At 54.1% G+C, this 14490-nt stretch carries 7 protein-coding genes and 1 CRISPR repeat array; of the genes, 4 read left to right on the forward strand and 3 right to left on the reverse strand.

What is annotated here, in order from left to right; all coding sequences use genetic code 11:
- Positions 1–38: 38 nt before the first annotated feature.
- Positions 39–2924 carry a glycoside hydrolase family 9 protein gene (locus GK091_RS14495; RefSeq protein WP_164039460.1) on the reverse strand — a complete coding sequence of 962 codons (2886 nt, stop codon included), beginning with the start codon at positions 2922–2924 and terminating at the stop codon, positions 39–41.
- Between the two features lie 309 nt (positions 2925–3233).
- Here GK091_RS14495 and GK091_RS14500 point away from each other — a divergent pair, with 309 nt between their 5' ends.
- The 4 genes from GK091_RS14500 (at position 3234) to GK091_RS14515 (ending at position 9072) form a co-directional block, all read left to right on the forward strand.
- Entirely contained in the window at positions 3234–4136 is a 903-nt protein-coding gene (locus GK091_RS14500) for an alpha/beta hydrolase (RefSeq protein WP_164039464.1), read from the forward strand.
- Between the two features lie 7 nt (positions 4137–4143).
- On the forward strand, positions 4144–5697 hold the full coding sequence (locus tag GK091_RS14505; protein ID WP_164039466.1) for a carboxylesterase/lipase family protein: 1554 nt from the start codon (positions 4144–4146) through the stop codon (positions 5695–5697).
- A 104-nt stretch (positions 5698–5801) separates the two neighbouring features.
- A complete protein-coding gene (locus GK091_RS14510) occupies positions 5802–6689 on the forward strand; it encodes a cation diffusion facilitator family transporter (protein ID WP_164039470.1) in 888 nt (295 codons plus the stop codon).
- 277 nt (positions 6690–6966) lie between these two features.
- A complete protein-coding gene (locus tag GK091_RS14515) occupies positions 6967–9072 on the forward strand; it encodes a TonB-dependent receptor (RefSeq protein ID WP_164039473.1) in 2106 nt (701 codons plus the stop codon).
- 11 nt (positions 9073–9083) lie between these two features.
- On the opposite strand, the gene GK091_RS14520 is transcribed toward GK091_RS14515, so the two are convergent.
- Positions 9084–12029 (reverse strand): TolB-like translocation protein, encoded by a 2946-nt coding sequence (locus GK091_RS14520; protein WP_164039478.1) that lies wholly within the window; start codon positions 12027–12029, stop codon positions 9084–9086.
- Positions 12030–12200: 171 nt separating this feature from the next.
- Positions 12201–12693: a CRISPR direct-repeat array (repeat unit 30 nt; unit sequence ATTTCAATTCCACTCAGGTACGATTAGAAG).
- A 260-nt stretch (positions 12694–12953) separates the two neighbouring features.
- Positions 12954–14384: an aldehyde dehydrogenase family protein gene (locus GK091_RS14525; RefSeq protein ID WP_164039481.1), complete on the reverse strand. Its 1431-nt coding sequence runs from the start codon at positions 14382–14384 to the stop codon at positions 12954–12956.
- Between the last annotated feature and the right edge of the window lie 106 nt (positions 14385–14490).

A 14490-nucleotide genomic window follows, 5' to 3' on the forward strand; every position in this document is an offset into this window, starting at 1 on the left:
TTGTACTTACCGTTTATACTACGGACAAGATGTCCGCCCTACAGTCCTACCATTACTTTTCCACCGTTTGTGTACGAGAGTTTGCCGCGTAACGTCAGGCTTTTGGCGGGCACGGTGCTGCCCACGGTTATGTTGGTGTCGTTCTGGATGACGACGTTATCCGTAGCCGTCGGCACGCGCCGACAGGCCCACGTAAGCGGATCATTCCAGTTCCCGGACTTCACGCTGGTGATCACATCAGTGTAACACATCGACTGTGACAACAACCGCAGATAGGCCGCCTGCGAATATATGGCAGGTTCGTCGAGCTGCCAGGAATTTTCGGGATAGGACGTGTTCCAGGCTTTGTACGATTTCTGAACCGGCTGATTCTGCGGGGGCGAAATCGCGGGACCCGTATAGGCCGCGTCGGGCGCGTAGGTTGGATTGGCTCCTCCCACCAAATAACCCGGTGGCGGATTGACGTCAAAGGCAGTACCATCGCCAAACCAGCTATGGTACATGGTCGGAGCCGAAAATTCCGCCCCGGCAGTGGTCATATTCGTCAGGTAGCAGTAAGCGGTCGGATTGACACCGTGCATGTAATGAACAAAACCCATGCCCGCATCCTGGTAATTGGTTTTGTTCGCAGCATCCAGATTATACGTGTTCATGGCGAAAAACAGGTTGCCCTGGTGCGCTTTCGTCTCATTGCTTCCCCACGTGTAGTTTCGATCACCCAGAAACGCCCGGTACGCATCTGTCTGGTTCAGATAGGCCGGTAAATTCTCGGCATTGTTCGTTTTAACGCTGCCCGAGTACGTTGTCAGAATGGCGTTTTTCACGCTTACCGTAGCACCGGAAGCACGAGCATAGTATAACAGCGCATCCTGATACGTGGCCTCGAATGGGTAGGCATAGCCCCATTGTATCAGGTGAACCTGACTATAATTCGCGTCGAAAAACGTTTTATAGGTCGTATTTCCGGTTAGCACATACAAAAAAGCCGAAGCAGCAACCCGCCGGGCGAGTCGGTCATCAGCGGTGTAGGTTGCAGCCGCACTCTGAAAGCCGGTGTTGGAGAACGTTACGTTTGGATTCGCATTTGCCCAGTTGAACGCATTGATGGCAGCGGTCTGAAGCGTGTCGCTATAGCGTTGTTTGGCCGGATCACTCAACGATTTAAACTGGATAGCCGCCAGTGCCAGAACCGCAGCGCCGGTAGCCGTGGCATCGGTACTGGCTGCACCATACCGGCGAACGTTCGTATCGGCGCTGGGTGGCGAAACCGCGCTAAAATCCGTTACGGAAACCTTGTGAAGCAACGAGCCATCCGTCTGCTGCATCCGAAGTAACCAGTCCAGTTCCCACTTGGCCTCATCCAATATATCAGGAACGCCGTTGCCCGATTCAGGAATGGTAAAATCATCGGTCCAGACAGCCGGATTATCTTCGTAGGCCAACAACATATCGACCATCGTCCCGTAGGTGAAGGGAACGTATTTGTTGTAGTCGCCCGCGTCGAACCAGCCACCCCGCAGGTTTTTCGACGTGGCTACCGACGTATTCGTTACCAACCGACTATCGGTATCCTGCTGCGGCTTCAGGAAAGCAGCCCCATCGGTCCAGGGAGTTTCGGCGTAGGGCGTCTGTTTGGCAAAGCCACTTCGCTGATAGAAAAACACCCGTGTCGCCTGTTTCAACACGTTTTTGTAAACCTCGTTGCCAATGTCGAAGGTGTAGGATCGCTTGTTTTGCAGGGAATCGTAAACGTAGTAACTACCTGCTTTCTGAACCGCCGAAAAATCGAACCACCACGCTTTGTCACCCGACTGCGCATGGGTAGCCCCACCGTTCCAGCTGACGGGCGAACCGCGCAGCACAACCGCATCCGTGGCAGCGTCCCGAACCTGATAGAATGCAGAAGGCGTGAAGGGTTGCGACGCATTGTAACCCGTTTGTGGATTGCTGAGTACCGCAATTTTCCGGGCCATCGGCAGGTAGCCAAACTGATCGACTTTCAGGTGATTGTCCACTTCGGGATAGGTGGTCAGCTGGTACGTTTTGACAAAATTCCAGATCGTCTGGGGCATGTTAACGAGTGAACTCCACCCGTGCGATGCGTCTTTGGTCATCAGCATCACGACCTTTTTTCCGAAACTACAGAACGTCAGCGAATCAGCGTTCGGGTTCAGCGCCGTAGTTGTATAAGTACCGCCGTTGCCACAATTCAGGTAGGCATAGTTCGACATCGGCCACACGAAAGCGGGTGTTTTCGGATAAGGCGTAATGGGCGCCTGCACGGTCGGATCACCTTTACTGTGAATGTGCATCAGGGGCACCGGTCTGTACGTTGTTGCCGTAAAATAGCTGGACAGGAACGCATCATTTCCCCACAAGTTAGCCGCAACGGGAACAAAGGCCGCCAGCTTGTCAGGGAGGGCCATACTCAGAAAGTAGCTCATATATCCACCCCCCGAATGACCAGTCACGTACACCCGATTGCGATTGATCCGGTATGTCCGGAATAAATAATCAATCAGATCGGACGTGAACTGGACATCGTCCGGTGCGTTCGGATCGGCAGGATTCGGGCCGCTTGTGTCGCCCACCGATCCGAATCCGGGTTTGGTATCGGCATATTTATTAAACTGGATGGTGCCCCCTACGGTGACGGCATCGGGATAAACGACAATAAAATTCTGTGCATTGGCTACGGCATCGAGCCCGGCATACGCCTGAAAACCGGCTCCGCTCCCACCATCGCCATGATACGCCAGTACGACGGGGAGGTTATCGGTAGACGGACTGGCGGGCAGATGAAACCGGAAGGTCCGAGTACGCCCTCCTGATGGAAGGCTGCCGGAACCATTGATGGGCGTTTGGGCCCAGGTAGCTGCGTAAATCAGTCCCAGCAACAGGGTTGTACCAACTACATTTTTCACTAGAATTGTTGATTATGACGAGATTTATCAAAAATAACGCATAAAATTCGAAGACATGGTAACAATTGAGTCGTCGGACGATTTAGCGCGTATTGGGTAGCGTCGTTAGCGTGAACGGCATCAGAATGGATGACTATACACTATTCTGAGTACACGCATGCTTATAGTTTGTCATGAATTATCACAAAAATCAGCGATAGGCTTTGGTCGCAAAATTGCACAACGTACTTTTGACGCCAGGCGATTTAGTGCCGCGATAGCCTCCGCTCAGTATGAACCTAATCGCTCTGACCCTCACCTACTTTATTTATGCATAGGCTCGTCCGCTGGCTCTTTCTCGCCAGCCTTTCATTGATCTCAGCAATTGGTTTTTGCGCCAGAGTCGATACACTCGATATTCCGAGCGCGAGCATGAATCGAACCTTACGGGCGGCTGTGGTGCTCCCAGAGCGTTATCCGAAAAACAAAAAATCCGCGTCGAGAAAAGACGCTCACCCCTTCCCCGTGCTCTACCTGTTGCACGGAGGCACGGGTAATTTCCGCGACTGGCTGACCAAAACGCCGGACAAATCACTGCTTCAACGGCTGGCCGATCAGTACAACCTCATCATCGTTACGCCCGATGGTGATCCGACCAGCTACTACTTCGACAGTCCACTCGTCAAAACCAGCCAGTTCGAAACCTTTATCGCCAAAGAGCTGATTGACAAGATCGATAACACCTATCACACTGTCCGTGACCGGAAAGGACGCATCATTGCCGGTCTGTCGATGGGTGGGCATGGGGCCATGTTCATTGCAAGCCGTCATCCGGATTTATACGCGGCTGCCGGTAGCATGAGTGGCGTGATGAACATCAATACCGCAACCTGGAAAGTAGCCCCCGATTTTGCCAAATCACGCGCGGAAAATTTTGCCAAGTTGCTGGGTCCGCCCAAGGACGGCGACGCCCCGTATCCGGGCTACACGATGGTAACGCTCGCGGATCAGCTTAAAGCCAATAACCTGCCCCTGATTTTTGACATTGGCGTCGATGATTTTCTGATCGAGACCAATCGTGATCTGCACCGCCGGTTAGTGGAGAACAAAACGCCACACGAGTACACGGAACGACCCGGTGCCCACACCTGGGAGTACTGGGAAAACGCGCTGCCCTATCAAGTCTTGTTTTTCAGTAAAATCCTGAAAACGAACCAGGTTGCCATTCCTTAACTGTCGTATGAAAACGTTCCGACTACCTCTGCTTTGGGTCACCCTTTTGTTCGTGCTGAGCACAATTGCGTTCACGACTGTGCCGAACGACCCATCGCCCGTAACAATCACAGGTGGTCAGATTTCAGGGACGGTAAACGAGGATGGTACTATTCGTATTTTTCGGGGTATCCCCTTTGCAGCTCCACCCGTTGGCGCGTTACGCTGGCAGGCTCCGCAGCCGGTTAAACCCTGGTCGGGCGTACGCACTTGTACAGCGTTCGGGCCGAGTCCTATGCAACCGTCACCCGCTCCCTTCAGCATGTGGAGTGCCGAATTTCTGATCCCCAAAGAGCCCATCAGCGAAGATTGTCTGTACCTGAATGTATGGACCGGTGCTAAATCCAGCGGGGAGAAACAACCCGTTCTGGTCTGGATCTACGGCGGAGGCTTTAACAGCGGTGGCAGCGCCGTTTCGATCTACGATGGAGAAGCGACGGCGAAAAAAGGCGTCGTGTTTGTCAGCATCAACTACCGGGTGGGGCCATTCGGCTTCTTCGCCCACCCGGAACTAACGAGCGAATCGGGCCGGAATGCTTCGGGGAATTATGGTCTAATGGATCAACTGGCCGCTTTGCAATGGGTTCAGAAAAACATCGCTGCTTTTGGCGGTGACCCCACTAACGTGACCATCGCGGGCCAGTCGGCGGGTTCGATGAGCGTGAATTGTCTGGTGGCGAGCCCACTGGCCAAAAACCTCTTCAAGAAAGCCATCGCCGAGAGCGGAGCCAGTTTCACGACGCCCCACCCAACGCGTCAACAGGCGGAAGAAAGTGGGTTGAAAGCTATGCAGGCACTGGGCGCATCGTCACTAGCGGAGTTACGAGCCAAACCCGCCGACGAGATTCTGAAAAAAGGACAGGGCATACGGGGGCCCATCATCGACGGCTATGTGCTGCCTGAATCCATCGCCAGCATTTTCGCGGCTCGTAAACAAAACGATGTAGCTCTGCTGACCGGCTGGAACGAAAATGAGGGGCTGATGAATGGCCCGATTAAGAATGCCGATGCGTATAAAAAGCAGGTCCAGGAGCGGTACGGACCGGACGCACAAACGTTCCTGACCTTTTATCCGGCGAACTCCGATGCCGAAGCGGCTGCTTCACAACTGAACGTTTCCAGAGATATGATCTTTGGTGTGCAGAACTACGCCTGGGCCACTAGTCAAAGCAAACAGGGCAAACAGGTATTCGTGTATCGGTTCACCCGCAACGTACCGGCTACCGGTGAGTACGTCAAATACGGCGCGTTTCATACGGGCGAAGTAGCGTATGCCTACGATAACCTTGCCTTTATCGATCGACCCTGGGAGCCGGTCGATCATGAACTGGCCCGTATCATGTCGGCCTATTGGGTCAATTTCATCAAGTCCGGCAACCCCAACGGCAAGGGATTACCGAACTGGCCTGCTTATGCTACCGCGACCAAACCAATTATGCGGCTCGGTTCCAGCGTTCAGTCGGCAACCCTGCCCGACGGGGCCGCGCTGGATTTCCTGTTTACCAGCATGAACAAACGATAAGGGCGTGACAAGAACAAGCGCCACCAGTTCCGGCAAAAAAATCGGTCTGCCACCTTTTTGTGTTCCCGGAAAAGAGTGTTCTTTGTCGTCATTAACTACGCCGTATGGAGTCAACAACCGTAGAACCGCATAAAGCCAAACGGGGCGAGCAAACGACCCTTGTCGGAATTCTGGTCAATATCGGTCTCGTGCTGGTAAAAGGCATTGCCGGATGGCTGGGGCATTCCTATGCGCTGATCGCCGACGCGATGGAGTCCGCCACCGATATTGTCACGTCGATTTTTGTCTGGGTTGGTCTGCGTACGGCGTCTAAAGCCCCCGATCAGAACCATCCCTTCGGGCATGGCAAAGCCGAACCGCTGGCCGCTATGGTCGTTTCCATAGCCCTGGTCGGTGCCGCCATTCTGATCGCGGTTCAAAGCATTCACAACATTCAGGTTCCCCACCAGATTCCGGCTCCGTTCACGCTGGCGGTGCTGGCCGGGGTCGTTGTTGTTAAAGAAGTGTTGTTTCGGCGCGTATCCAAGGTGGGTGAAGAAGTCGAAAGCAGCGCCGTAAAAGCCGATGCCTGGCACCACCGGAGCGATGCCATAACCTCGCTGACGGCCTTCGTGGGCATCAGCATTGCACTCATTGGCGGGCCGGGCTACGAAAGTGCCGACGACTGGGCGGCCCTGCTGGCTGCCGGTTTCATTGTGTTCAACGCCTATCACATCTTCCGCCCGTCGTTCGGCGAAATTATGGATGAGACGCCAGCGGGTGACTGGCATCAGGAGCTTACCGAAATTGCCATGACGGTTCCCCAGGTGAAAGGCATCGACAAATTCAGAGTGCGTAAAACTGGTTTCGAGTACTTTATTGATTTACACGTAACCGTACCCGGCAGCCTGACCGTGAGCCAGGGTCACGCCATCGCCCACGCGGTCAAGGCGGCTATCCGGGAAGCGAAACCAGCCGTTTATGACGTTTTGGTCCACATCGAACCGGCTTAACTAGTCGTAATGAATACGGCGTCACAAAGAAGGCGGAGATTCGGTTCGTTAGCCAGAAATCGTCTACATCGTTGTGTTCTTCCTGTCGCGGTGTTTTTTTTCCAGGCTATAAGCCTAACCCTCACGAGTCGATCAGTACGTGATAGCGTTCACATTGCACCCGTTTGCCAAAAATAGTGAACCGGATATCAGAAACTCCGGTTACAGTCCAGACATTTGCCGACAGCTAGGTTCGGCCTGATGCCGTTTGATAAGCTGTCTTTCATTACTCAACTTTATGCTACATCGTTACCTGTCGGTTATCCTTTTCAGTTGCCTAAGCGCTCCCGCGCTCTTTGCCCAGGCTCCGGTACCCACCTCATTAGACGATACGCTCCAGATCAACGAGGTAGTTGTACGCGGCTATGCCACCAATCGTCGCTTACTGGAAACGCCCGCTTCTATTGGGTTATTGACGCGCCGGGATTTAAATCAGCGCTTCGGTACGCCGACGCTCGTTCCGGCATTGAACACCTTACCGGGCGTTCGAGCCGATGAGCGGTCGCCGGGAAGTTACCGGCTGGCGATTCGGGGTAGTGCCATCCGGTCACCCTTTGGGGTCCGCAACGTGAAAACTTATTGGAACGAACTGCCGCTCACCGACGCGGGGGGCAACACACCGCTCAATGCGCTGGACGTTCGGGCACTGGGTCGGATCGAAGTTATCAAAGGTCCATCGGGCAGTTTATACGGGGCCGGAACGGGTGGCACGGTTCTGTTCAGCGGACTGGCGGTTCCGGCGGGCAAAACGAACGTCGAGTTGTCGGCATTGGGTGGTAGTTATGGCCTGTATGGCAACGGCGTAGCGGTCCAGAGCGGCAAGAACAATTCGTCTATCGCCGTGAACTACAACCACCTTCAATCGGATGGCTACCGCGATCATAGTGCGGTGGTTCGTGATAACCTGAGCCTGATCGGGTCGTTTAGTGTCAGTCCCAAACGGACCGTGTCGGTGCTGGGTCTTTATTCCGATCTGCACTACCAGACGCCGGGTGGCCTGAACGAAGCCCAGTTCCGGGCGAATCCACGGGCATCGCGACCAGCCACGGCAACGTTACCCAGCAGTGCCGCTCAACAGGCGGGCATCTATCAGAAAGTAGGGTACCTGGGTATTTCGCACGAGTACCGCTGGACGGATCGAATCCAGAATACGACGGTCTTGTATGGCTCGACAACCGACTTCGCGAACCCGTTCATTACCAACTACGAAAAGCGCACCGATCAGGGTCTTGGTGGCCGAACGATCACCCAATTCCGACTACCGGGTGGTCCCCTACCCACCACCTTCACCGTTGGTGCTGAACTGCTGCGCAATTTCACCGTTGACCGCAATTTTGGCAACCGGGGTGGCACGCCTGACACCATCCAGACCGACGAGGAGCTGATTGCCCGGCAGACCACGATTTTTGCTCAGGCTGAAACCGAATTACCCGCCCGCTTCCGACTTACGGCCGGACTGAGCCGTAACGACGTTCGCTACGATTTCACCCGCTTCCCGGTTCGGTCGGCGGGGGCTTTACCCGCTACAACCTTAACGCGTAATTTTTCGCCCGTCTGGTTACCGCGCGTGGCCCTGCTGCGAACATTCGGCTCGAATCTGTCGGCCTTCGTTAGCATCAGCACCGGTTATTCGGCCCCATCGAGTCAGGAGGTGCGCCCATCGGCGGGTGGATTCAATACAACGCTCAATGCCGAACTCGGCACCAATTACGAAGCCGGGCTGCGTGGGTCTGCAATCAACAGCAAGCTGCGATTCGACGTATCCGTTTATCAGTTTTATCTGCGCCAGACCATCGTTCGGCGGTCGGATGCTGCCGGGGCGGAGTTTTTCGTCAACGCGGGTCGCACCGACCAGCGCGGTCTGGAAGCGCAACTGTCCTACGATTTCATTTCGCCTTCAGCTTCCACGTCCTCTTTCTCGCTACTACGAATCTGGCACAGCATGACGCTTACGAATTACCGGTTCCGGGATTATCAGCAGGGAACGACGGATCTGTCGAACAATCGGGTACCGGGCGTAGCGCCCACGACGCTGGTAACGGGGCTGGATGCGGAAACACGAGCGGGTATTTACGCGCACGTAACGTTTCAATTTTTGGATCAATTTCCTCTCACCGATGCCAACACAGTCACGTCTGACCCAACCCGACTCTTACAGGCGACCGTTGGTTTCCGGCGACCATTGGGTCAGCACCTGACGCTGGATGTGTACGCCAGTGGCGATAACCTGCTGAACCAGACCTATTCGCTAGGCTATGATCTGAACGCGGTTGGCAATCGATTCTACAACGCGGCCCCGGAACGGAATGGCATTGCTGGTGCTCGGTTAAGCGTACGGTGGTAGACTAAAACCGGTTAAAAGCCGATATCGATCACCAGCGGCTGAATGAGCCACTGCTGCGTCGTGATGTTGTAGATTGTGCGAAAACCAGCCTCGAAGGGTGTACGCAGCCGGAGGGCGTTGAACACGAACGACACGTCGAGCCCCGTTGTGCGGTAAGCACGGGTCTGGGTTTCGTAACCGCGCAGACGGCCATATATGTCACGCACGTCGACCCGACTCTGACCCTCGGCAAGATCAAAAAACCCGCCCGCTTTAATACGCTGGACGTATAACCAGCGGCCTAATGACCAGTGCGTATCAGCCACCGGTAATCGATATTCAACGTTTCCGGCGGCAATTTTGTCGTCACTCACATACGACTGCCCACGTGGGTAGAAGATCAGGGCACTAAACCGGTACGACCCCTGCGCCTGTTGCTGGTAGCCCGCCCGCAGCCGGATCGAGTGGTGTTTTCCCAGTCCGGGCAGGAATACATTGCCCTGGACACCCCACTGCTCACCAGCCAGCCGCCCGCCAAACGGAGTCGTTCGCCAGTTGGCCGACAGGGTCTGGCCCATACGCGGGGCAACATCGCGCTTGCTTTGTCTCAGTAGTCTCGAATAGCTGAAGCCATAGGTAATGGCATTGACCGAACCCGCTGATCCAACGTCGGTTATGTAACGAACTGGCAGGTCGTAACCCGTAACTTGCAGAAAGTTATAGTAAGCTGACAGACTCATATTCTGTGAATACTTCGAGTTTGTCAATTGAAAGGGCAGCCGGAATCCAGCCGTCAGCTGATTGTATTGCCACTGATCAGACCGCAGACTATCGGCGGGTGCCGTGCGGTCGATGTAGAGCGATGTGTTGCGATTACCGCGCTGAAAGCTCAGGTCGATGATTGGATATAGTCCCTGATAACTCAGGTTCGCATAGAAATTCCCGACCCGTTCCGACTGATCATACGCGTACCCAACACCGATCTGCGTCGTACTCAGCAAATCCTGCGAACTTAATCCTACCGACAGCGCCTGGCCCGTACTAGCGACATTCGGCCCCCAACTGTACACGTTTATCGCATTGGCAAGCCGCCGAAAACGGGACGGCGGATACGGTGCTGACGCGGGTAAAGAGTCCGCCAGAATACGTCGCCCCTGTGCAGCCCCCGGCTCCATTCCGGCCAGTGAACCAAAATAACGAACGGGTTGCGTCTGGCCCGGTGCCGTCGGATTTGTCGGGACCGCTTTCCAGTCGGCGGGGTTCAATGGCATGTCGGCAATGCGGTAACCGGTCGCGGAAAAATCCTCGAACGCAAGCCGCGTTCCCGACGGTGACACCGTGGCGTGGTAGGCCGCCAGTGGTCTTGACGTAACCTGAAAAACCTGCTTCGTCCGCACGTTAACCGCATACACATTGTCGATACCCGAACGAGGTGAATTGTAGAGAATGAAATCGCCCCACGGCTGTGGATTGCTTAAATTTTCGTTGACACGGGGCAGCAGATCCGTTCGGGTGCCCGTTTGCGTATCAATCGTCTGGATCGTTTTCTCACCATTTTTGAGCGACACAACCACCAGCGTTCGGTTGTCGGATTGCCAGCGCGGATGCAGGTAAAACTCATCGTCAGGGTTTAGTAATTCGTTCAGGAGCTTCCCCGATTTAGCGTCCAGTATGCGCAACCGGGCTTTGTAGCGTTCCGTATTGTCGACAACGACTAATTTAGCGTTGTCGGGCGACAGGGCGGCCACCGTGTAGCGGGCGCGGTGGGTCAGGCGGGTGAGTTTCCCCGTTGTCAGATCGAGCAACCGAATGTTCGAGTAAATGCGTTGTCGCCAGCGCGGGTCGTAACCAAATTCGATCCAGCACGCGTTGGTCGCGGTTGCCGATAGCATCGCCGGATCATTCGGAAATCCTTGGACGAAAACCGTTTTCTCCTGCCCGTTTTTATCCAGAATCACCAGCCGGGGTGTATCGCCAAGGCCGCTCTTTACGCACAGAACCGTTGAATCGGTCAGGTATTGCGGGTTCTGGTAGCTCGTAAAAATTGGTCGTTTACTCTGTTGTTTTTCGGCGTTGACCGGAAAAGTCGTAACGGGTGTACTGACGAGCCGTTCCTGCTGCTTTTGCCAGGTTTCGGTCATATCGTTCATCGCTTTCCGGTATATATCATCGGTTCGCAGGCCCGTTTCATCCTTGATGCTCGCCGAAAACGCGAATGGCCACGGAAACCGGTGGTAGTTCCGGTTCAGTACCCGGCTCCAGACATCAGGACCGTACGTTCGTTTGAGGTAAGTCGTCATGAAATAGCCCAGCACGTAATGGTTGGGCACATTATCCCGGTACGACCCACTGACGGCTTTCTGGTAATCGAAGCGCCGACCGGCCAGCAAGTTCGCCCGCATCCCCAGATCGAAGTTCGGGATCCGTCCGCGACCGCTGGTACTCAGTAATGTTTCCGTACTGACCGCATCCCCTTCGGCAAACCAATCGGGAACGGTCAGCAGGGGGAGAAACAGACCCGCATTACCAAACAGGGTGTAAAAGACGCGTCCATAGCCTTGCAAGGCTTTGTCATTCTGCACCACATGCCGGTACTCATGCACGGCCAGCAGATCGAGCCAGTTGAATGTCCCCAGCAAACCGGGGTCCTGGGGCGGAACGGCGAAAAACTCCGACCGGCGCGGAAACAGCGTCACGAAACCGTTGCTGTTCGTCGTCTGGTTCTGGAGCAGCAGCGAGATCCGCCGGGGCTTTTTCCCGAGCGATGCGCTGACGGGTTCGTAGAGACTTTCAAGCCGCCGGGCCGTTCGTTGGGCGGTTGAGTCCAGCCCCGTCGGATAGAGCACCCGAAAGTGGGGCGTCGTCAGGCGATACCAGTGCAGACTGGGTGGATTTTGGTCGAGAATGGGTAAGATCTGGGCGTTGGTCATCGGCACAACGAGCAGAAACAAGGCGGTCGAAAGGGCTCTTCGTAACATGCAGTATCAATGATACGAAGTTTTACTAAAAAATGGTCTGTGTGTCGCATGACTCACCATTTTCAATAAGCGAAAGAGCGATTGAGCGACTGTAGCATCCGCAAATTTCAATTCCACACTTGGTACGATTAGAAGACAATGGGGGTTGATACCGACGACATTCCGTATAGCATTTCAATTCCACACTGGTACGATTAGAAGTGATCAGACGATTGTACAGCTTGACTTTATCAACAAATTTCAATTCCACACTGGTACGATTAGAAGCGTAAGACCCTGTTTACTCACGCCTTACTTTGGGGCAAATTTCAATTCCACTCAGGTACGATTAGAAGTCGTTACCCCGAAATCCATCCTCGTTTTCATGCGCTATTTCAATTCCACTCAGGTACGATTAGAAGGGTAAAACCTGCTACGGGGGGTTGGATCTGGCCAAAATTTCAATTCCACTCAGGTACGATTAGAAGGTAACGAAGGTCAGGTAACTTAGGGGTGGCAGCCTTATTTCAATTCCACTCAGGTACGATTAGAAGCACGTATTCCTCTTCTTCGTAGCCACCGTGTAGTAATTTCAATTCCACTCAGGTACGATTAGAAGGTTCATGGCGGGCTTCGGCGCTTTCGAGGCTATTGTATTTCAATTCCACTCAGGTACGATTAAAAGGGGTTATTTAAAAGCCGACGAAGGACTCCGCAGGGCTGGCTGTGCGGCTTTTCGGCTGGCTATGTAACAACCGAAAATCGTCGACCGGTAATCATACAAAAAGCCCATGAGATTGACGACACGCTACCAGTCAGCGTATTATCTACAAAAAAAGCCTTTTATACTTTGGATCAAAGAACGATTTTAGGGGTAAAATACGCAACCGACGCGGTTCGTAACACGTTCTGTCTGATAGCTAATCGAAACTCACTGTCAAGTCTTCAAAAATACTTCATCACCATGTCGATCAGTTTCTTCACCTTGTCCGTGTAGGGTGGATAGATGAACTTCATCGTGCCGAAATCGCGCTGCATGATCCCGCGCTGATTCGAAAACTCCTGAAAGCTAAAAAATCCGTTCGATTTGCCAAGCCCGCTGTTATTGACGCCCCCAAACGGCAACTCCACGTTCGCAAACTGAAGCAAAGTATCGTTCACCACCGTATCCCCCGCCGACGTTCGGTCCAGGATGTATTGCGTATTCGTGCGGTTACGGCTGTGAATGTAAAGCGCCAGTGGCTTCTCGCGCTGGTTGACGATTGTCAGTGCTTCATCAAGGGTCGAAAACGTGAGCACGGGCAGGACAGGACCAAAAATTTCGTCCTGCATCACACGCATGTCGTTCGTGACATTTTCCAGCACGGTTGGTTCGATAAAATTCTCGTCCGTGTTCATAGTTCCCCCCACAGTGACGGTCGCGCCTTTTTCCACGGCATCGTCCACCAGGGCGCGGATACGCTGAAAATGACGATTATTGACGATCCGGGCGTAGCTATCCGACTGCTCGATGGGTTGGCCAGTGGGCCTGTACATACGCGTTAGCGCATCGCGGAAGGCCAGCATGAACGGCTGCTTGATCGACTGGTGTACCAGCAGGTAATCGGGCGCAATGCAGGTTTGTCCGTTGTTGATGCACTTGCCCCACGCCAACTGCTCGGCCGCCTGTTTGATCGCAGCCGACTCATCGACGATAGCCGGCGATTTACCCCCAAGTTCGAGCGTCACGGATGCCAGATGCTTCGCGGCAGCGGCCATCACGACCCGACCGATGGCCGGGCTACCCGTAAAGAAAATATGGTTGAACGGTAAATCGAGCAGTGCCTGTGATACGTCCGCATCGCCTTCAAACACAGCAACTTCTTCCGGCGGGAACAATTCAGCAATCATCGTTTTGATCAGACCGGCCGTGTGCGGTGTCAGTTCCGACGGTTTCAGGATAGCCACATTACCGGCGGCAATGGCTGACACCAGGGGACGGATGGTGAGCACAAACGGGTAGTTCCAGGGTGCAATGATCAGGACGTTCCCTTTGGGCTCGTGGTGCAGATAGCTTTTCGTACCGATCAGACTCATGGGCGTTGGCAGCCGCTGCGGTTTCATCCACTGTTTCAGGTGCCGGATCGTGTGTTTTATCTCCGCATGAAGCGCCATCAACTCACCGAGCGTCACCTCGGCGGACGGCTTACGAAAGTCGGCAAACATGGCCTGCTTGATGTCGGCTTCGTGCGCGTTTACCCACATTTGAATCCGCCGGATGCGCTCGATACGCTGGTCGGCAGTGGTCAGCGCCATTGACTGAGCCTGTTGACGTTGTGACGCAAAAACCGCTTTCAGTTGCGTGCCAAGGGCTGTTTCAGCCAGTGAAGTGTTCATATCGGATTCGGAGCCAGTCTACCAGAGACAAAAGAATAGTCTAAAAGTACAAATAATTGACCAGAAAGCCGGATGTTGGTATTTACAGGACGAATCGGCTATCTTA

Origin of the sequence: Spirosoma agri (assembly GCF_010747415.1) — a bacterium.
Taxonomy (GTDB): domain Bacteria; phylum Bacteroidota; class Bacteroidia; order Cytophagales; family Spirosomataceae; genus Spirosoma; species Spirosoma agri.